Genomic DNA, 20,186 nt, shown 5'->3' with positions numbered 1-20,186 from the left:
CAACCGGGTGATCAAAACAGCCTACGGCTCATTACAGAGTGAAATTCAACAAATCGGCCATGGTATCGGCGATCTCAGTGTTATCCTTAAAGCCTGCAAAGCGCTGGGCCTCTACACCGGTGGCAGACATCGGAATCATGGTTGCGGTATGGATAGTGGTGGTCCAGTTGATGTTGGCGCGCTCGGAGAGGATGTGCGCCGCAGTAAGGGCCGCCGGATTCACTTTGTAATAGCCTGAGGTTTGCCCTGCATCGGCATCAGTCATGGCCCGCTCAAGCCTGGCCGCCTCACTCTCGTTCAGGTTGTCGAGGCCAAACTCATTTTTCAAAAAAGCGAGGTATGCAGCCTTGTCACCTTTATACTGTCCTTTACCATAGGCCAGAGTATCCTCCACGCTGATCCTGGTGGCGAGCAACTGGCTCATGTCCAGCTTATATCCTTTTGAATCCATACCAAGCCCCATGCCGCCGGTCTCATGATCGCCAACAACGACGATCAGGGTCTCTTTCGGATGCTGCTGGTAAAAATCATAGGCAACCTTTATAGCTTCATCAAATGCAATGGTATCGTAGATAACACCGGTGGGATCATTGGCATGGGCAGCGTGGTCAATACGACCGCCCTCAACCATCATGAAAAAGCCATCGTTATCCTTTTGCAGAACCTCGATACCGGCCTGAGTCATCTCAGCCAGTGATGGAACCGCGCTGTACGTGTTTATTCGCTCAATCTCATACGGCATGTGGGTGTACGTGAAAAGCGCCACCACCTTTTCTTCCTTGGTAAAATCAGTCGCACCGAATGCTTTGGCCCCTTCCATGCCGATGAAGGTGCTATAGCCGGACTGGTGAAAGGCTGCTACCAGATTTTTCTCATCTTTACGCTTGGACTTGATAGTCTTGCCAATGGCATCACCGTTTTCGATCTTCATACTTTTCGGAATGAAATGGCGGATACCTCCTCCCGCCAGGAAGTCCACACCACTCTTCAGGTAGTCTTCGGCGATCTCGTTCTCATTGTTTCTGGAGATATTATGTGCGGCGAACGCAGCCGGAGTAGCGTGGGTGAGGCGGGTGGTGGTGATGATACCGGTTGCCATACCCTCAAGCTCGGCAGCTTCAACCAGGGTTTTCACATCATTGCCTTTGGCATCCTTACCGATAACCCCTTTATTGGTCTTGACACCGGAAGCGAGCGCGGTGCCTGCAGCTGCAGAATCGGTAATCAGGGTATCGGCAGCATAGGTACTGTTCAGACCCGCCACCTCAAAGGTATTCATCAGTAACTCTTTACTGTTGTCCTGCTCTTTCTCGCGAACAAAAAACTCGCTGAACTGCCGTTGGGAAGCACCGAGGCCATCACCAATCATATAAAAGACATACTTGGGCTGCTCTGCGCCAATGGCCGGTGCGGAAATGAACAGAGCCACCATACACAGGCCAACGGTTTTCTTGATTCCTTGCATTGTTTATTCTCCTGAATGGATTTGTGGTTTTACTTGTCTCAACAAAAACCTCTATCAACCATCAGCAATGAACCGTATTTCTGTTAGCGAACTATTATATTTCGTTTAATATCAACACAATACCACTTAGTGACATTGTGTTATGATTTTTCACTATCAACCGACATGTGCCCGGTTCCTGTAATTGCCGCCTCCACCTCTTCGAAAACTGCTTGCATCAAAAGCGTTACCGACTGTCGAGGATGCATCACCCGGTATAAATTCCGCATAAAACGTTGCCCTGAGACCTGTACAGGATACAGCGCCCCACGCGCCATTTCCCGCATTACCGCATGCTGGGAGAGACAACTCAGGGTGCCGGGGTTGCGTAAGACGTTCTTGATCGATTCTATCTGATCCAGTTCCATAAAGAGATTCAGCTGCTGTCCCTTTTCCTTGAGCTGATGTAAAAAGGCCTCTCTCGTTCCTGAGCCGCTCTCACGCAAAACCCAGCGGTAATCAAGCAGTTCGTCGATAGTATACTGTTTTGCCCCTGCGAATTCTTTGTCTGAAGTAACCACCACCAATTCTTCAGAACCAATACGGGTGATATCTAAAGTCCTGCTCAACACCTCTCCTTCAATAAAACCGACTGGCACCATTCCAGCTTCCACCTCGTGAACCACCTCACTGGAGTTACCGGTTTTAATTGAGATCAGTGCCTTAGGGTGACGAAGCTGAAAATCATACAGCATCTGGGGGAAGAGATAATCTGCCATTGTCTGGCTGGCACCGATTTCGAGTCTGCCCGAGATGCAATCGGTTTTAAACATCAAGGTGACATCTTGGAATCGCTTCAACACCGGTGTCAACTCTTCTGCCAGTACCTGACCATTGCTGTTCACGGTTATCTTCTTATGAGCCCTATCGAAAAGCGGAACCCCTACCGCCTCTTCAAATCGCTTGATGGCTGTGGAAACAGCCGATTGTGTCAGATAGAATTCATGCGCCACACTCTGGATTTTACCGGTGCGTACCAGAGCCAGAAACAATTCCGCCTGCCTGAGAGTGATATCCATATATGCCACCTTATAAGAGAATCGGCTTGATTAAATTCATTTTAGCCAATAGCAAAAAACTATCAATTTGACTGAACCATACTCCTCCTCTATATTGCGGTCAACATTTCAATAACCATGGAGTACTATCATGCAGTTATCACTACGATCATCACAACTCCCTTCGGCACAGACGTTGAACGGGTTGTGGTTTGTGGCCCTTTTCGCCATGTCAGCAACCCTTATTTCACAACATTCACTGATAATCACCCTTGGTCTCAGTCCCCTGATCATCGGCATTCTGCTCGGGACCGCCTACGGGAATACCCTGCGCTCACATATGCCAACCACCTGGCTGCCAGGAATCACCTTTTCCACCAGACCTCTCCTTCGTTTTGCCATTGTGTTGTATGGGTTCCGCCTTACTTTTCAGGACATCCTTGCCGTAGGTCTTCCAGGCATAGCCCTTTCAGGCACCATGATTGTTTCCACGCTGCTGCTCGGTTATTTCACCGGTACTCGCCTGCTCAAGATGGATAGGGACACCGCTTTTCTCACCACCATCGGCAGTTCGATCTGTGGGGCTGCAGCGATCCTTGCGGCTGAGCCGGTATTGAAATCCAAATCCCATAAGAGTGGTATTGCAGTGGCTACAGTTGTTGTTTTCGGCACCATAGCCATGTTTCTGATGCCATTTCTCTACAAAAGCGGGCTGCTGGGGATGGACGAAAAGACCTACGGAATGTTTGTCGGTGGCACAATCCATGAGGTAGCCCATGCAGTAGCGGCTGGAAGTGATATCTCGACCACGGCAGGCAGTAACGCTATCATTACCAAGATGATCCGGGTGCTCATGTTGGCACCGGTGTTGATTATCGTTGGCCTGATTTTCACCAGAAAAAACGCCAACGCTCAAGATGGCAGTACAGGTTTTGCAATTCCCTGGTTCGCCGTGATATTTCTCGCCGTTGTGGGCTTTAACTCACTCAACCTGCTGTCGGTAAGAATGGTTGATTTCATCAATAATCTGGATATATTCCTGCTCACCATGACCATGTGTGCCCTGGGCATGGAGACCAGCTTCAGCAAACTCAAAAAAGTCGGTCCTGCCCCTATTTATCTGGCTGCTATCCTTTTTGTCTGGTTATTCGGCTTCGGTTACCTGGCAACGATGTTCTTCACCAACTGGCTTTAGGCAGAATATCCCACAAAAATTGAGTTACAACCCTGAGAACCGCAATACGGAAGGAATTGTTTGCAAGAAAGAAACTTTTTTACATAGAATTGCAGTAGGTACAAATTAAGGGAGGCCGTAACAGAATCGGCCCGCCAATATTTTCGGCCAATGGAGATCAGATGGCGGCCAATGCCGGAAAGCATGTACGCATAGTCTGTTTTATCCTGAAAGTTCTTGGTGTTCTTTACCTGATCGGTGCTGTCGCTTTTCTGGTGATGGGAACAACCGCCTTCTTCAATCAAGGCAATTCTGGTTTTGCATCTGCAACTGCGGCTTCGCCCACCGGTGCGGTGGTGCTTATCCCGCTGGTACTCTTCGGGGTACTGCATATCCTTGTCGCGCGCGGTTTTACCATAAATACGCGTTGGGCAAGAAGTCTGTTGTGGATATTTTCGCTCCTGAACCTTACCAATATCCCGTTCGGCACAGCCTTCGGAGCATATTCGATCTGGGTTCTTTACCAGACCCGTGAATGCTAACCTGGGTTTCTCATGAGATATTCGGGGCTAATTCACCTCACCTGAACTCAACAACAGTTCCGACGACTCCTTGGCCAGTTCCGCTTTTACCGCCGAGGCAATCTCCTCAAAAAGATACGGTTTCCTGATATAACAGCCAGCACCCAGGCGAATGACCTCTTTCACCTGATCGGTTTCTGTGTAACCGCTGGCGACTATCGCTTTCTGGAACGGGTGGAGTTTAAGGATCTCACGATAGGTTTCCAAGCCATTCAAACCATTTTCCATTATCATATCCAGCATTACCAGATCAACCTTGCTGGTCTGCAGATATTCTATCGCCTCTTCTCCGCTGCCGGCGGTTTTCACAGTATAGCCAAGTTGGGAAAACATCATGGAAACGATCTCCCTCTGCTCCAGCAGGTCGTCCACCACCAGGATGGTTTCACCTTTACCGGTAAACTCTTCCCGCGCTACAAGGAGCTGCTCCTGTAACAGTTCTTTTCTGGTCACAGGAAAGTAGAGGGTAAAGGTCGAACCGTCGCCCGGAGTGGAAGTCAGGTCGATATGGCCCTCATGATCCTCTACAGTCCCCCACACCACTGCCATACCGAGCCCGGTTCCGCTTCTGCCCATCGTTTTTTTGCTGAAAAACGGTTCAAATATTCGTTCTTTGTCATCCTTATCAATACCGCAGCCATCATCCGAGACAACAAGCACTACATATTCGCCGGGCTCAACTGTTGACGAAAGGCTCCTACCGTTGATTGTCTCCATGTGAGTGGAAATGCTGATTGTCCCTGGCCCTTCAATCGCCTCCGCGGCGTTAAAGATGAGGTTCATTACCGTTTTGGCAAGATGAACTGTAGAACCCAGAATGTTCAGCAAATCCGGCTTCAGATCAAGTTCAATCCTGACCTCTGAAAACTCCTGAAGCAGATTTTGATGTTCAGGGCTATTCAGATAATTCCTGATGATGTCATTGATGTTGACAACCTTATTTCGTACCACACTTCGCCTGGAGAGTGTCAGCAGGTCCTGAACAATTGCCGCAGCCTTCAGCCCTGTCTCCCGAATAGTCATTACCACGCTGCGCATGGGGCTGTCTTCGGGCATATCCATCAGTAGCAAATCAGGATAACTCACCACGCCTGTGAGAATATTATTCAGGTCATGGGCCACACCACCGGCAACAGCACCGATTGCCTCCATCTTCTGGCTGCGACGCAGTTGCTGTTCAGCCTGTGCACGCTTGATTTCAAGCTCTTTCATTTGCGTAATGTTAAATGAAATCTGCATCTTCACTTCACGTCCATCAATCCAGTTGACGATGCGGTCATAATTGACATACCAGATGTTGCTTATCGGGTTCTGCCCCTCCCAGATAATTTCCCGTTTACCATCATCGTGCATTTTTCTCAGGGCACTGCTGGTACAGTGCTTACAGGGCTCCGATAAGCGGCGGGTGACCTGGTAGCATTTGCGGCCCTCTAAATTCTCACCATAGGATTGCTTCATTTGTCTGTTCATGAACAGAATTTCATGGGTATCGAGATCGGCGACATAAATCGTGGCATGAATACTATCCATAACAGTCAGCAGTCTCTGCTGCGACTCGTTCAGCGCCTTAACCGCTCTGACCCGGGCAGAAATATCCCTGACCACATTGAGCACCACATCCTGACCGTTATATTGTATGCGCCTGGCATGACACTCCACGTCTATTGCCAAATTATTTTGATCCAACAGCCTGGTGGTAAAAAACAACTCACTTTGAAGAGGAAGGATCTGTCCGAACGTTTCATCAATGGCGTCACGCTCAGATTCGGGGACCAGTTCCCGGAAATTTTTCTTGAGCAGGGTCTCGCGGGAGTAACCCAGCATTTTCAACGTCACCCCGTTTAACTCAACCAGTTCCCCATGAAGGTTGTGGATAAAAACCATGTCCGCTACACCCTCAAAAAGGGTCTGATAACGCTCACTTTCCCTGGCCTGCTGGAGATAGTTGACCATCCGATTCAGAGAGTCTTTCAACTGCTCGACTTCCACGATACCCGTATGGCCGATCTCTTCTGAGAACCCGCCCTTCCCTTCAGAGATCTTCAACGCCAGCGAGGAGAGCTTCTGCATGGGCTGAACCAGGATGTAACTCAGTAAACGTGAGACGACGAGGGCAATTATCGTCAGGGCTATCCCGGTCAGCAAAAAACTCAGGATGACCTTTGCTTTGGCCTGTTCCAGCTGATCAAGACTGGAGACGAAAAACAGCCCCGGCAAATGGCTGATCGACATCGCAACATGGTCACCATCATCGAGATAATGTGCCCCGATGAAGTTCTCTGCCCCCTGCATCGACTGAACTGTAAAGTCAGTGACCTTGCCATTCAGGGCATCCCAGACCACACCGTCTCTCACCATGACCAACTGCTGGTCCTTCAGATTCTGGATGATATTTTTGAGAAAAATATCACGTTGCAGATGATACACCGCTGCCGCCGCACCAATTTTTTTCCTCTGTCGCATCACCGGAAGATGATAGCTTATGAGCACCTCGCCCTTTTCCAGAATATCTACAATACCGAAGCTGCCGGCAGGTTTGGTAAAAACTTTTTTAAAGGGTACAGCACAGTAGTTTTCCTCAAAGGCCCTGTAGGTATTGCCGTCATTGTCCTGAACAACAAAATGCAGTTCATTATCATATGAGTAGACTTCCCGCAGATACTCATCCAGCTGTCTGGTGGCTCCAAGCATCAGGGTTACGCGCACGGTATTATCAAGCGACAGAGCTTTTAAACGGGTCTTGACCCTGTTGAGACGATTATCGATAGCAAGCCCGGCCTTGCCTGCCTCTGCAGCAACCCGGTCTTCGAACTCACTGGTGAGACTTTTTGCAAAACTGAAATACAGAATCCCGTAGACAGCGACAATAGAGACGATTACCAGACCGATAATTGTCCATGTGACCAGGGTTGACGCTTTTCTGGAGCCCAATCCAGAGGATTGCAATTCTCGTATCACTTTCTGAATACCTCGTCCGCCGCCATCAGGATATCTGAAGGAATCTCCAAACCAAGCGATTCAGCCCGTTGAAGGTTGAAGACCAGCGCCACTCTTGGTGCATCTTCGATGGGCAGCACACCGGCTTCCACTCCGCTCAAGATTCTCGCAACTTTCTCCCCCGCAAGCTTGCCCATGGCAAAAAAGTCGACAGTCGCACCACCATACAATCCCTGCTTGATGAAGGCATAATTCAAGGCTATGGCAGGTTTTTTAGAATGGGATATATAATAATCGATAATTTCCTCTGCAGCATAGGTCTCCCCGGCACTATCGTGGAGTAACAGCGTGCCCAGATATATTGCACCAATCTCCGGATCATCGTTTACCTCGGCAATAATTTCCTGAAACTCTTCCCAGGAATGAACTTTTTTCCTGGCCACCTCGCCGACAACGTTTCGCTCCGACTGATCTCCAGGCAAGGACAACTCAAGATCAACCTGCCGGGAAATAGCCTTACCTGTCGGCGAAAGGTCCTCCAGCACCAGAATTTTGTTATATCCATGCATGATCGACATCACTCGCACCGCTTCAAAGAAATAAAGCTTTTCATACACACCGGTAATCCTGCCACCTGGCTTTTCGCGGCTAACCATAAAGTTAAGTCGGAGGTTATATTCTTCCGGCTGAGCGTTCATCCCGCTGAAGACAAAGATCCGGTTTTTCATCCTAGGTGAAAGAGCAATAGTCTTAAACGCGTTGTCGTCAAGGGTGAGAACAACATCAGGCTGATATTGCTCTATTTCCTGCATGGCCAGCATTGCCTGCTGCTGAATAAGAGCTGGCCTATTATTGGTACGCTTGGTATCCATATAATAGGTGCGCACAACCAGATTTTCATCCACAATCCAGCCTGATCTGGCCAGGCCCGCTATTGCACCGTCATGCTGGGGCTGACCGCAGAGGTGCCCCGCTTCATAACTGTGGACGATAAAGAGTTTCTTTATCGCCAGAGAAGATGCTGAGAGTTGAGCGGCCCCCTCATGCGGCAAAAAAAGTACCAGCACCCAAAGGGAACACACCAAACTTACATTTGCTTTTTTTCTCAATCCTGACAAAACCTTATGCCCATATACAGAGATCATAACGCTCTACTCATTTAAATAAAAGAGAAGCCTACCTACACGAAACCATTGCCACATCAGACTGTCATCGCAGCTTTTATCGACAAACTGGAGTTGAATGTAAACTACTCCCCAGCAGTCAACAACAGAAACATGGTCCCTTTCTCCTTATCAGCATCTCCTGAAAAAAATCTATCAAAACCCTGAAAACACTATTTTTTTCCAAAAATCGACGATACCATTTTCCCATAACCCGGCAGCGCCCGTAATAAAGATGACTATAATCCCCGAAGAGTTCAATTAATCCTTTAACATATCAGGCAACAAACCGGCTTGACTATTTTTTTTTTATACACTATTTCTGCAGGATAAATAGGCCGGGTTCCGGAAACATAATAATCAGAATCAAGGGCTTAGCAACAAACACTACAAATGCTTACTGGTGATCTTTAAATGATCCGGGTAGCTGATCAACCATTGGTCAGTTCCCGCAGGGAATCCGGTGTAATTCCGGAACGGACCCGCCGCTGTGAGTGAGGACGAACACCGCATATACCACTGTGCTGTAATTTCAGGTTGAAATCGGGTAAACGGTACGGGAAGGTGCGGTAAGTAGGGTGATCCACGAGTCAGAATATCTGCCAGCCAAGCCTATTGTTCTCGGAGAGATGGTAAATCCCCGGGCTGACACTTGTCGGTTCGGGGATTTTTCTATCTCCCTCCGGCACCAGATTGGCAACAGCATCGCGGCGTCTGATAACAGTATTGAGCGTCGCCCTCGGTTGCCGGGAGGGAGTATGAGCAGCTATTCGATATTTCTGGTTCTTTTTGGAGCCTACATTTTTTTCCTCATCGCCACGGGTTACTACTTTAACCGGAGGCAAAAAACCGTGAGGGATTTTCTATTGGCCGGCAAGAGCGCCGGAACGTTCTCCATTGGTTTTTCCGCAGCCGCATCCTGGCTGACCGCCGGAGCCATGCTGGCGGTTATCGGCTTTTTTATCCTTCTTGGCATGGGCTCTGTCTGGGGATTTGTGGCCCCAAATATTATCGCACTCCTGATTATCGCTCTTCTGGTCAAAAAGATCAGATCAATCCCAGCCATGACCCAGCCCGAACTGCTGGAAATCCGCTATGGTTCATTTATCCGCACTCCTGTGGCTATGATCATCATCGTGGTAATGATCCTCTTTGCCGTGGCCGACATCAAGGGCTTTGCCATGGTGCTGCAAATCTTTTATGGCATATCCAACCTGCAGGCTGCATTGATAGTAGGATTATCCGTCGCGGTCTATGTTACTCTGGGTGGCCTGTCTGCGGTCATTGCCTCCGATACTGTGCAGTTTCTCTGCCTGTCATTCTTCGTGCTGATTTTCTCGGTCCTGGTCATGGGCAATGGCGCTGAAACCAGCAGCCAGGCGATATCAACCATGGTTACAACCACAGGTGCGGACTGGTGGAACCCACTCTCAATCGGGTTGCCTATGGTACTCATCTTTAGCGTTGCCATCATCCCCGGCTGGATAACTGAACAAGACCCCTGGCAGAAAGTATGGGCAGCAAGAGACTCCCGGTCAGCACGCAACGGCATGCTCTTCGGCTCTTTATTGGTCACTCTTGTTTTCGGAGGCTGTGCCTTCATAGCTCTGGGCCTGAGAAACATCTATCCTGATATTGCCGCGGCCGGCTTTCCCATGGGAATGGCCCAGGCAGAGCCTGCTCTTTTGCATTTCATCGTCAGTCAGAACTATTCAGATATTATCGTGGCCCTCTGCGCTGTAGCGCTTGCTGCTGCTGCCATGTCCTGCGCCGACACTTTTGCTGCGTCTGGTGCCTCATGCGTGGCCCGTGATATATATCAACGACTCTTCCATCCCGCAGCATCGATGAGTGAAATGATGCTGGTCAACAGGCTGAGTGTGCTCCTTATCATCGCCTGCGCCACCATTGGCTCTTTTCTGATTGACTCGATTATCGACGCCATCCATATCGCCACCTTCATAGCCAGTGCCTCATATTTTTTCGCGTTGATGGGAGGTATGTACTGGAAAGGAGGAACCGCAGCAGGAGCAGGGGCTTCCATGTGCACCGGCTTTTTAAGTCAGTGCGCTTTTGTAGCCTATGATCTGTTCAACACCCTGCCCGGAGCGCCACCCGCACTTGAGGCTGTGCATCCAATCCTGATGGGACATGGCGTTATAGTCGCCATGGCTGTCAGTGGACTCGTTTATGTTGGTGTATCTCTCGTTACCGCTCCATCGCCGACATTCAGGCTGGCACCATTTTTTGCCGATGAGGGTAAAGTATTGGCAGCAGCAGCCCCTCAAAACAATTTCCCTGAGCCGGTCTTCCCCCGTGAAATGACTATTACTGAACGCGTCGAGGAGGACCAGATTTACCTTCGCGCCCAGGTCATTCTGCCCCGGGATCTTACCTGGCAGAGCATTGTAAATCTCATTCCACAGGGCTTTGCCCACTGGATCGTTTTCTCTGGTCAGGATTCGATACGGAGATGTACGGAAGCCGAGATCCAATCCTGCGTCTCTTTCACCTGCGGGGAAACTGTGCAGAAAGGTTACCTTGAGATTGAAGGCTACGGTAGGCCGGTCCATGAGCTGAAACGTGAGCTGGCACGTGCGTACGATGAAATCATGCAAAGTGCAGAAGCACCTCATTAAACAGGGCCATACAAAAAAAATGCCCCGAGCCGCATATGCGACCGGGGCATTTTTTTAACTCGAAGAGAATCGCAGGTTATCTGGCCATTACAAACTGACCATTTTTCACCTGCACCATGACCATGGAGTCCACTCCCAGTCCGTTATGGTCTTCTTCGGTAATATTATAGATACCTGAGATACCAATATAGTTTTTCGTCCCTTCAATCTCAGCCCGAATCGCCTCTCGATCGGTACCCACCTTTTCAATCGCGTTTGCCACCATCATAATAGCGTCCCAGGCGTAACCGGAGTGCGTGTTGATCGGGAACTGTGTATCGTACCCTTTTTCTTTATAAAGAGTTACAAATTCCTGAATAATGGCTTTCTGCGGGTCACTATCCGGCAGTTCGTCCACCACCATCAGCTTGGTGGCAGGCATCCGGTCTCCTTCACTGGCGCTGCCGGCAAGCTCGATATACTTGGGATCAGGCAGACCATGACACTGAAAAAGTGGAAGTTCAATACCTAACTGTGCCTTGTTTTTGGCAATAATGGAGCCTGCCGGGCCGATTGTCCAGGCAACAATGGCTTGTGGTTGAGCATTCTTCACCTTGGTCAACTGGGCGGTCATGTCAGTGTCCCGGGTACCGAACGATTCGCGGGCAACGATCTCGATTCCATATTCTGCAGCCAGTTTATCCATCCAGCGGGCACCATCTTTACCAAAACCATCTGCGGCTGAAAGTAGCGCGATTTTGCTCAGCCCTTTTTCCTGCAAATAATTAAAGAGTCGTCCTACGGCGATACTTGAACGCTGTGGTGACTTAAAAACGTACTTATATGGGCCGAACTTACCACCCATAATCACCGGATCACCGCCAACGGTCATAAAGATCGGGGTCTGGCCCTTATCCACAACCTTTTTTACATTCATACCTGTATCGGTCAGGGTTGGACCGATAATGGCAACCACATTCTCTTTGTGGATGAATTTCTTGGCAATGGAGGCAGTTTTAGCCGGGTTAGCCTCGGTATCGGCAATGATCAGCTCCAGCTTTTTGCCGTTAATACCGCCTTCTCCGTTTATTTTCTCCACCACCATCTCGGCGACCAGCTTCGTCGGCGTTCCGATAAAAGCCGCCCGGCCGGAAAGATCGAAAAACGCACCGAGCTTGATGGTCTCCGTGGCAAAAGCCGCGGGGGCCAGCAACGGTATCATGGTCAATGCTGCCAGTAATCGTTTCATACTCGTTCCCCTCTTTCTCAATTGTGTTTATCAGACGATTTCATCCTGTATTCTATTGTCGAACACGCGCTGACTCTTCCGCTCCGAGCGCGGCAAACCACCATATTCCGTTACCTCTACCTTTACCGAAACCAGCAACTGCTTTTTAACCTGATGGACCACTTCCTGAATGAGGTCATGAACACGTATATTCCCTACCCCTTCAGCCCGCTCTACCACCAGATTCATGTGATCACGGCCCGAGTCGTCCCGTCGCAGATGGATCTGGTACTCCGAACCCAATCCGGGCACCGCCGACAGGATAGTGTCGATGCCGGAGGGGTAAATATTCACCCCTCGAAACTTGATGGTATCGTCGGACCGCCCCCTGATACGTGAATGACGTGGCAGGACAGAACCGCAGGTACATGCCCCCGGTATCTTTCTGGTGATATCTCTGGTTCGATAGCGAATGAGAGGTGATCCCTCCTTGCAGAGGGTGGTAATGACCATCTCACCCCATTCACCGTCAACCACTGGTTGCAGTGTCTGCGGATCAAGAATTTCCAGCAGATAATAGTCACCCCAGTAGTGAATGCAGTCGTGATCGGAGCACTCTATCCCGGTACCAGGCCCATACAACTCGGTTAACCCCGTAATATCAAACAGCTCTGCACCCCCAAAAAGGTCAGAGATCTTCTGTCGCATGGAGCGGCTGGAGCGCTCTGAACCGTAAATAATCCTATTCACCGCGATCTTGTCGGCAATACCCCGTTTATGGATCTCTTCGGCCATGAGCAGAGCCATGGATGCCGTCGAACAAAATACAGTCGACTGGAAATCGAGCAGAAACTGAATCTGCATATCGATATTGCCAGGCCCGATTGGAACTGCCAAAGCACCTATTTTTTCTGCCCCCAACTGAAAACCCATACCAGCGGTCCAGACACCATAACCAACAGCAATCTGCACCCTGTCCAGAGGCGTCACGCCCGCCATCTGATAGCAGCGGGCAAAAAAGTAGATCCAGTCATCGAGATCTTTTTGCGTATAACAAAGCACCTTGCGTTTACCGGTGGTGCCGGAACTGGCATGAACCCGTACCAGCTGCTCGAACGGCACCGAACGGAGCGGAAACGGGTAGCCATCACGCAGATCGTCGGCCGTGGTAAAGGGGAGTTTCTGCAGGTCGGCAAGGCTTTCAATATCGGCCGGCGTCACCCCGGCCTCTTCAAATGCTTTTCGATAATGGGCCGAACCCTCGTAGGCGTGGGAAACGGTCCACTTCAACCCTTTCAGCTGATGGGCCTCGAGTTCCTCCCTGCCGGCAAAGTCAGGCATAAAATTTCTGGTATGCATTGCGGGTTTCTCCAAACGTATATTAGTCAGACCCGCAGCCCCAAGACGGCTGGCTGCAGGCTTTTCATCACTTGCCGCTCCTAAGAATGCAGAGCGTAGAGCGGGATCATTGAGCAGCGCGGCGCTTTCTCCCTGCTCAACTACTTTTCCGTTGGCCAGCAGGTAGGCCTTGTCAGAAGACGACAGTGCCCGTGCTGCATTCTGCTCCACCAGCAGAATGGTGGTACCTGCACGTGCGAGTTGGCGGATTATGGCGAAAATGTCATCGACGATAAGCGGTGCCAATCCCAGGCTTGGCTCATCCAGCAACAACAACCGCGGTTTCGCCATCAACGCTCGGCCCATGGCGAGCATCTGCTGCTCACCGCCGGACAGTGTGCCTGCGCTCTGTTCCCTTCGCTCGTAAAGCTTGGCAAACCGATCAAACACCCCTGCCAGCCGTCGCTCTTCTTCCCTGCGGGAGAGCTTTAGAGGAACCGCTCCGAGCCGAAGGTTCTCGAGCACTGAAAGCTCGGCAAAGACCTCGCGACCTTCAGGAGAAAGGCTGACACCGAGTCGTACCATCCTGGCAGGGCCGGTTCTGGTGATATCCTCACCATCCAGCAGTATCCGGCCACCGGTGGGCTTCTCCAGGCCGAGCAGACATTTAAGCAGCGTTGACTTACCGGCACCATTGGCACCAACCAGCGAGACGGTCTCGCCCGCTGCAACATCGAGATCAACCCCGAAAAGTGCCTGGGCTGCACCATAGTGAGCTGTGAGATTTTCTATTTTCAACATCGGCGTCATTATGCAGTGGCCTCCATTTTCCCCAGGTACGCTTCCAGCACCAGTGGATTTTTCCGCACCTCTTCAGGGGTACCGATTGCAATGCAGCGACCGCTGTCCAGCACCACCACCTGATCGGCGATATCCATCACCAGTTCCATATCGTGCTCCACCAGCAGGATGGTGTGGCCTTTGCGTCGAAGCATTTTCAGCTGTTCACCCACTGCGGCCGTTTCCTGGCTGTTCAGCCCAGCCACCGGTTCATCGAGAAGTAACAAATCGGGTTTACCGACTATTGCCCGGGCCAATTCCACCCGCTTTTTATCTCCATAGGCCAACACCTCAGCAGGCCAGCTCGCCTTTTCGCCGAGCTCGAAGCGATCCAGCGCTTCCAGCGCCTTGAGTTTCAACTGTCGCTCACGATGCCTGAGATACGGCAGTCGCAGCATGGCCATCAGCATTGAGGTTCCGCCCTGGTTGGTCAGACCCGTCAGCACATTGTTCAGTACATCCAGCCTGGGAAAGAGCCTCAGATTCTGGAAGGTGCGGCTTATCCCCAGTTGACTGATCTGGTGAGCCGATAATCCTGTAATCTCCTGGTCTTTGAAAAAAATAGAGCCACCGGATGAGGGCAACACCCCTGTTATGCAATGTATCAGGGTCGATTTCCCTGCTCCGTTGGGACCGATCAGCGCTGTTAATTTTGCCTCAGGCACCGTAAACGAGACTTGAGACAGGGCAGGCAGGCCGCCAAAGTTTTTTGAGAGACCATCAAGCTGCAACATTTTTCTGCCCCTCCTTATAAATGCTCCGGGACATATCACTGTTTTTCAATTGAGTGTTGTGTTCCACCTTCTTCCCGGCTGCCTGGTCTTTTGCATGTTTTCGCAAAGTCATTCTCACCCTGAACTCATGAGCGATACCGCTTACCAGCCCCTGGGGCAGAAACATCAGCACCAGCACCAGAATCGCACCGTGCACGAAATCCTTATAGGTTTCGAATATGTCCATGAACTCCGGAAGGATGGTGATCAACCCGGCTCCCAAGAGAGACCCCCATATAGAGCCCATACCGCCGACAACCACCATGATGACCATATCTGTAGAGGTGAAAATGCCAAACGAGTCCGGGCTGATAAACGAGTAACAGTGGGCAAAGAGTGAACCTGCAAACGAGGCCATCACCGCTGACAGCACAAACACTTTCACCTTGGCGCTACGGGTATCGACTCCAAGCGCCGCGGCGGCGGTCTCATCCTCAGCCAATGCTGCAAAGCCACGGCCAACACCGCTTCGAACCAGATTCAGGCAGAGCAGCAGACAGAGTATGGCGCAGCCCCAGAGCAAATAATGAAGCCGCACCTCATCATCAAAACGAAAATCACCAAAACCAAGATAAGGGATGCCGTAGAAACCGCTGGGCCCGCCGGTGAGCTCATCCCACTCCAGAAAAACCGCGTGCACCGTAAAATTAAAGCCGAGCGTGGCCATGGCCAGATAATGACCTGAGAGCCGCAATATAGGAATACCCAGCACCAGTGCCATCAGGCCAACAACCGTTGCCACCAGCAACATGGCAGGCCAGGGTGATATGCCAAAAGTGGTGGTGGCGATGGCAGATCCGTAGGCACCAAGCCCGAAAAACGCGGCATGCCCCAGCGAAATCTGGCCCGCATAGCCAATAAACAGGTTGAGCCCCAACACCACGATGACGTTAATGGCGATCAGGTTGGAAATACCCAGTGTATAGGGATTGTCCTCAAAAAGCGGGTAAACCAGTAATACCGCAGATACCAGCAAGACAGTCAGCCCGGTTCGGTGCTGATAGACAGAGTAAAATAGTTTTTCTCTAGCCGACATACTCAGTTTCTCAGCCCGGCCTGAAATGCCTGCAGGTTCTGCTCTACAAACTTTGGTGGGGCAAGTTTTTCGATAGCCTCAAGACACTGCCCCTCCGTACAGAACAGGGCGTTACTGTTGACTGCCCTGCCCAGCAGCACCAGGTTTGAGAGTACCGCCTTACCCATTTCCCTGGCTATAGCCGAAGCGTCGATACGCTCGCCAACCCCTTCAGTATTGGAATTTATGAAAAGTGCACCTCCCTCTTTCATCAACGGCTGATGCACCGGTAAATTGGCATCCCAGAGAAACAGCGCCACATCGGCCTGCCCTGTGCGGATCAAGGGAGCTGCGAAATTACCGATCTTCAGGGTCGAGAGCACGGTACCGCCACGCTGGGCCATACCGTGGCTCTCTGAGGTCAATACAGGTATTCCCTGGTCCACGGCAACCTGGGCAATCACCCGGGTAAGAAAGAGCACGCCCTGGCCACCGATTCCGCTTACCACTATCTGCTGCTTCATATCATTCCCCCCTCTACAATGGCCTGGGCCGGGCAAACTGCGATACAGGTGCCGCAACCATGACAGCGATCCCCATCCACCCGGGCTGTCTCATTTTCCTTGTCCATGGAAAGTGCTGGACACTCAAAGATCTCAACGCACTGACCACACCCCAGGCAATCTTCGGTGATTTGCACCGGTGCAGCCTCCTGCGCTTTTCGTACCGCCGGGTCCATCAGGCAGCCATGCTTTGCAATCAGCACCGCCACTCCACCATTTTCATGACGAGTATGTTCATCCGCCTTACGCAGCAGTTCTTCGAAACGTGCCTGGTGATATGGGTCGCAACTTTCAATGAATTCAACCCCGGCGGCCTTCACTAACGGCATGATGGCAATTGCCTTGGTCTTCCTGCCACCTGCAGCAATCCCCATATGCGGTACCGGCTGACCACCGGTCATGGCTGTGGTGGCATTATCGAGAATCACCACGATAATGCGCGCATCCTGTACTACAGCATTGATAAGCGCCGGGATTCCTGCATGGAAGAAGGTTGAGTCGCCAATGGTCACCACCACAGTCGGTGTTGCTCCACCATCCTGCCGGTACGCCTGATAAAACCCGGCCCCCTGGCTGATACAGGCCCCCATGCAATGGACGGTATGTACCGCCTCGAGATTCATGCCGAGGGTGTAACAGCCGATATCGGAGGGAAAGATGCCATCGGGGAAGGTTTTCTTGATAGAGTAAAACGCGGCTCGATGCGGGCACCCCGGGCAGAGTGACGGACGCTGACCACGTGCCTGTACAGCTTCGTTTTGCTGCCTCTCCAAGCCGAGAAAATCTGCCAGTGCGGTGTACAGGACATCAGGAGTCAACTCCCCTTCCTTCGGGACCGCACCACTCAGTTTGCCTGCAGCCCCCGGGTGAGCAAGTTGCATCTCAATCACCGGGTAGGTCTCTTCCAGTACCAGGACTTTTGTATACGAGTTTTGCAGCGTATCAATGAAATCCGGGTTCAGCGGGTATGGCATCAACACCTGATACAGATCGACAGTACCAGTCAGTTCGAGTTCTGCCAGCAGATCGACCAGGTTCGCATAGGCGATACCGGAAGCTACCAGGGCCAAACCTTTATTACTGCCGTCCCCCTCTACCATTTTCGGCTGCCAGTCAGGCTCTTTGGCTATCTGCTCCAGTTTTGCATTCAGTGCTTTATGAAGCCCCGGCAAAAACGCTGGTGTGGCACAAAACCGGCCGGTATCCGGTACGAATTCCGATTTTCGATCAGGCCCCAAAGGAGTTGTAAGCGCAACACTTTGGCGAGAATGGCAGACCCTCGTCGTTGGCCTGAGAACCACATTCATCTCATATTTTTCAGATAAGGCAAAAGCTGGTTCAACCATCGCCTTGGCCTCGGCCGGGCTCGACGGGTCAAGCACCGGCACCCTGCCCTGCAGACAGAATAATCTGGTATCCTGCTCGTTCTGGGAGCTATGGGGGCCAGGGTCATCAGCCACAATGGTGAGCATGCCGCCTTTCACACCGAGATAGGCGGTGCGCATAAAGGGGTCGGCCGCAACATTGAGGCCAACCTGCTTCATTACCGCTGCAGAACGCTTGCCGGTGTAACTTGCCGCCAGCGCCACTTCAAAAGCGATCTTCTCATTTACCGACCACTCCACATGCAGTGGATCGACAGCTTCATCCCGCCTATTGATCACCGACTGTAAAATCTCAGTAGAAGGTGTTCCGGGGTACGCCGCCGCAACCTGGCAACCAGCCTCTATCAGCCCGCGGCCAATGGCATCATTACCCATCAATAATTCAGTTGTCATACTCTCCTCTATTGTCTAATGCCACACGCCACATCTTCAGCGACTAGCCTGAAACGCTGTATTTATCTCTATAACCCAACTCTCAGTTCCCACATCCCACGTCCAACGTCCCACGTCCAACATCCAACCTGCAGTTCCCCTTACAGTCACTCTCCAAACAATCCCTTAGGCCGCACAAAAAGCACCAGCAACAACACCACAAAAGCCACCACATCCTTATAGGCGCTGGAAAGATAGCCGGCTGAAAGGGACTCTAGCAGACCAAGACAGAGACCTCCCACAATTGCCCCGGGAAATGAGCCGAAACCGCCCAGGATGGCCGCAGCAAAACCTTTTAACCCCAGCAGCACCCCAACATCGTAATTGAGGGTGGTAATCGGTGTGACAAGTACACCCGCCAGACCACCCAAAGCACCGGCAATGGCGTAACTGGTCAGACGGATTCGACCGGCCGGGATACCAACTACAGCGGCCGCTGTGGGGTTGGAAGCAACAGCCCGCATTGACAATCCGAGCGATGTTCGATAGAAAAACCAGGTGAGCAGACTGATCGCGCCAATGGTTAGCACCATCACCCAGAGCGCCTGGGGCAAAAGGCTCGCCCCCATAAAAGCGATAGGCACATCAGGTGTCAAAGGCGGCAGAGCCATCCGGTTCGTGCCCCAGATCAACTTGATGATTCCCCGCAATATTATGGAAAGCCCCACGGTGAGAAAGATCAGTACCAGATGATGGTTCGATCTCGCAGGCCGAAGCCCGAAGCGTTCCACAATCATCGCCACTAATGCCACTCCGGCCACAGCAAGAAAAATGCCTGGAATCATAGGCAATCCGGCACCAAAGAGACATGAGAACATCAACATTCCACCCAGGGTCACAAAATCCACCTGTACGAAATTGACGATCTTCATGGTATTATTGACCACACAGAAACCCAGAGCTATCAGCGCATAAATTGCGCCACTTGTCAGCCCTGAAAAGGTATATTGCAGTAGATCGGCAAACATACAGCAAACAGGCTCCTACATAACAACACTATCGCCGTGTGTTCAGCCTCTGTACCACAGGGCTTTAGGGCAAACACGACAAAAAATAGCTTTACCCAAACCAAATTTGCACTATCGTACTAGTACATGGATACAAAAATAAAGAACATTTCAAGTTTAGTCAATTATTTGCTGGCCAAGAAGAATCCCGAAGAGATGGAGCAGTCCCTCAACGAACTGCTAACTGCAAGCGAGTTGGACGAAATAGTTAACCGGCTGCAAATAATAAAAATGTTGAAAAAAGGAATCCCGCAACGCAAGATCGCCGAAGAGCTTGGCGTGGGCATCGCCACGGTGACACGTGGTTCGAATGCTTTAAAGAAGAGTCGGGAAAAATAAGGAAAAACTGTTCCTGACTGGTGAATACGATGAAGGGGAGCAGCTGACACATCGCAGCTTCCCCTCTTTGCCCTGTCAGCAAGTGGCAGGTCAGAAGTTACCGGAGAACCACACGCCAGCGCCTCCGGAACATTCTGGAATCAAAATAAAAATGCATGCAAGCCTGAGAGTGCGTCAGTTGACATGATGCGCTACCCAATTCTTTTTCCCTGTCATGCAGTTTAGTGTGGCTATACGGTTACGGGTTGATGTAGAACAGAAAACCTGCTTAGAGTATCCCGTCCGTTAACC

At 51.0% G+C, this 20,186-nt stretch carries 15 protein-coding genes and 1 riboswitch; of the genes, 4 read left to right on the top strand and 11 right to left on the bottom strand.

The window, feature by feature from the left end; translation table 11 throughout:
• Window positions 1-31 precede the first annotated feature (31 nt).
• Both FCL45_RS11205 and FCL45_RS11200 read right to left on the bottom strand, forming a co-directional pair.
• A complete protein-coding gene (locus FCL45_RS11205) occupies window positions 32-1,465 on the bottom strand; it encodes an alkaline phosphatase (RefSeq protein WP_136796874.1) in 1,434 nt (477 codons plus the stop codon).
• Between the two features lie 140 nt (window positions 1,466-1,605).
• Window positions 1,606-2,523, bottom strand: a complete 918-nt coding sequence (locus FCL45_RS11200; protein ID WP_136796875.1) for a LysR family transcriptional regulator — start codon at window positions 2,521-2,523, stop codon at window positions 1,606-1,608.
• A 130-nt stretch (window positions 2,524-2,653) separates the two neighbouring features.
• On the opposite strand from FCL45_RS11200, the gene FCL45_RS11195 reads away from it, so the two are divergent.
• The gene (locus FCL45_RS11195; RefSeq protein WP_136796876.1) at window positions 2,654-3,697 is read left to right on the top strand and encodes a YeiH family protein; all 1,044 of its coding nucleotides are present in this window, start codon (window positions 2,654-2,656) and stop codon (window positions 3,695-3,697) included.
• Between the two features lie 161 nt (window positions 3,698-3,858).
• Complete coding sequence (locus tag FCL45_RS11190) at window positions 3,859-4,218, top strand: hypothetical protein (RefSeq protein WP_136796877.1); 360 nt, start codon at window positions 3,859-3,861, stop codon at window positions 4,216-4,218.
• Window positions 4,219-4,245: 27 nt separating this feature from the next.
• On the opposite strand, the gene FCL45_RS11185 is transcribed toward FCL45_RS11190, so the two are convergent.
• The gene (locus FCL45_RS11185) at window positions 4,246-7,215 is read right to left on the bottom strand and encodes an ATP-binding protein (RefSeq protein ID WP_136796878.1); all 2,970 of its coding nucleotides are present in this window, start codon (window positions 7,213-7,215) and stop codon (window positions 4,246-4,248) included.
• Complete coding sequence (locus tag FCL45_RS11180) at window positions 7,212-8,261, bottom strand: ABC transporter substrate-binding protein (RefSeq protein ID WP_167495732.1); 1,050 nt, start codon at window positions 8,259-8,261, stop codon at window positions 7,212-7,214. The genes FCL45_RS11185 and FCL45_RS11180 overlap by 4 nt, the downstream gene beginning before the upstream one ends.
• A gap of 500 nt (window positions 8,262-8,761) precedes the next feature.
• A riboswitch (cobalamin riboswitch) is annotated at window positions 8,762-8,978 on the top strand.
• 137 nt (window positions 8,979-9,115) lie between these two features.
• Between FCL45_RS11180 and FCL45_RS11175 the strand changes: the two genes are divergently transcribed.
• Entirely contained in the window at window positions 9,116-10,996 is a 1,881-nt protein-coding gene (locus FCL45_RS11175; RefSeq protein ID WP_136796880.1) for a sodium:solute symporter family protein, read from the top strand.
• A gap of 76 nt (window positions 10,997-11,072) precedes the next feature.
• Here the strand turns inward: FCL45_RS11175 and FCL45_RS11170 are convergent, their stop codons facing one another.
• The 7 genes from FCL45_RS11170 to FCL45_RS11140 form a co-directional block, all read right to left on the bottom strand.
• Window positions 11,073-12,224 (bottom strand): ABC transporter substrate-binding protein, encoded by a 1,152-nt coding sequence (locus FCL45_RS11170; RefSeq protein ID WP_136796881.1) that lies wholly within the window; start codon window positions 12,222-12,224, stop codon window positions 11,073-11,075.
• A gap of 30 nt (window positions 12,225-12,254) precedes the next feature.
• Window positions 12,255-14,351, bottom strand: a complete 2,097-nt coding sequence (locus tag FCL45_RS25005) for an ATP-binding cassette domain-containing protein (protein WP_167495733.1) — start codon at window positions 14,349-14,351, stop codon at window positions 12,255-12,257.
• Entirely contained in the window at window positions 14,351-15,115 is a 765-nt protein-coding gene (locus tag FCL45_RS11160) for an ABC transporter ATP-binding protein (RefSeq protein ID WP_136796882.1), read from the bottom strand. Before FCL45_RS11160 ends, FCL45_RS25005 begins: the two co-directional genes overlap by 1 nt.
• Window positions 15,102-16,190, bottom strand: coding sequence for a branched-chain amino acid ABC transporter permease (locus FCL45_RS11155; RefSeq protein ID WP_136796883.1), 1,089 nt, complete (start codon window positions 16,188-16,190; stop codon window positions 15,102-15,104). The genes FCL45_RS11160 and FCL45_RS11155 overlap by 14 nt, the downstream gene beginning before the upstream one ends.
• Window positions 16,191-16,192: 2 nt before the next feature.
• A complete protein-coding gene (locus FCL45_RS11150; protein WP_136796884.1) occupies window positions 16,193-16,693 on the bottom strand; it encodes a 2-oxoacid:acceptor oxidoreductase family protein in 501 nt (166 codons plus the stop codon).
• A complete protein-coding gene (locus FCL45_RS11145; RefSeq protein WP_136796885.1) occupies window positions 16,690-18,510 on the bottom strand; it encodes a thiamine pyrophosphate-dependent enzyme in 1,821 nt (606 codons plus the stop codon). The genes FCL45_RS11150 and FCL45_RS11145 overlap by 4 nt, the downstream gene beginning before the upstream one ends.
• A gap of 146 nt (window positions 18,511-18,656) precedes the next feature.
• Window positions 18,657-19,517 carry a branched-chain amino acid ABC transporter permease gene (locus tag FCL45_RS11140; protein WP_136796886.1) on the bottom strand — a complete coding sequence of 287 codons (861 nt, stop codon included), beginning with the start codon at window positions 19,515-19,517 and terminating at the stop codon, window positions 18,657-18,659.
• Window positions 19,518-19,643: 126 nt separating this feature from the next.
• Between FCL45_RS11140 and FCL45_RS11135 the strand changes: the two genes are divergently transcribed.
• Complete coding sequence (locus FCL45_RS11135) at window positions 19,644-19,895, top strand: Trp family transcriptional regulator (protein WP_136796887.1); 252 nt, start codon at window positions 19,644-19,646, stop codon at window positions 19,893-19,895.
• Window positions 19,896-20,186: the final 291 nt, after the last annotated feature.

This window comes from Desulfosediminicola ganghwensis, from assembly GCF_005116675.2.
In the GTDB taxonomy this organism is placed as follows: domain Bacteria; phylum Desulfobacterota; class Desulfobulbia; order Desulfobulbales; family Desulfocapsaceae; genus Desulfopila; species Desulfopila ganghwensis.
This window is presented reverse-complemented; position numbering and strand designations above follow the sequence as displayed.

Coding starts and splice junctions, on each gene's coding strand:
- FCL45_RS11205 (WP_136796874.1), bottom strand. CDS start 1,465: ATGCAAGGAATCAAGAAAACCGTTGGCCTGTGTATGGTGGCTCTGTTC.
- FCL45_RS11200 (WP_136796875.1), bottom strand. CDS start 2,523: ATGGATATCACTCTCAGGCAGGCGGAATTGTTTCTGGCTCTGGTACGC.
- FCL45_RS11195 (WP_136796876.1), top strand. CDS start 2,654: ATGCAGTTATCACTACGATCATCACAACTCCCTTCGGCACAGACGTTG.
- FCL45_RS11190 (WP_136796877.1), top strand. CDS start 3,859: ATGGCGGCCAATGCCGGAAAGCATGTACGCATAGTCTGTTTTATCCTG.
- FCL45_RS11175 (WP_136796880.1), top strand. CDS start 9,116: ATGAGCAGCTATTCGATATTTCTGGTTCTTTTTGGAGCCTACATTTTT.
- FCL45_RS11170 (WP_136796881.1), bottom strand. CDS start 12,224: ATGAAACGATTACTGGCAGCATTGACCATGATACCGTTGCTGGCCCCC.
- FCL45_RS25005 (WP_167495733.1), bottom strand. CDS start 14,351: ATGACGCCGATGTTGAAAATAGAAAATCTCACAGCTCACTATGGTGCA.
- FCL45_RS11160 (WP_136796882.1), bottom strand. CDS start 15,115: ATGTTGCAGCTTGATGGTCTCTCAAAAAACTTTGGCGGCCTGCCTGCC.
- FCL45_RS11155 (WP_136796883.1), bottom strand. CDS start 16,190: ATGTCGGCTAGAGAAAAACTATTTTACTCTGTCTATCAGCACCGAACC.
- FCL45_RS11150 (WP_136796884.1), bottom strand. CDS start 16,693: ATGAAGCAGCAGATAGTGGTAAGCGGAATCGGTGGCCAGGGCGTGCTC.
- FCL45_RS11145 (WP_136796885.1), bottom strand. CDS start 18,510: ATGACAACTGAATTATTGATGGGTAATGATGCCATTGGCCGCGGGCTG.
- FCL45_RS11140 (WP_136796886.1), bottom strand. CDS start 19,517: ATGTTTGCCGATCTACTGCAATATACCTTTTCAGGGCTGACAAGTGGC.
- FCL45_RS11135 (WP_136796887.1), top strand. CDS start 19,644: ATGGATACAAAAATAAAGAACATTTCAAGTTTAGTCAATTATTTGCTG.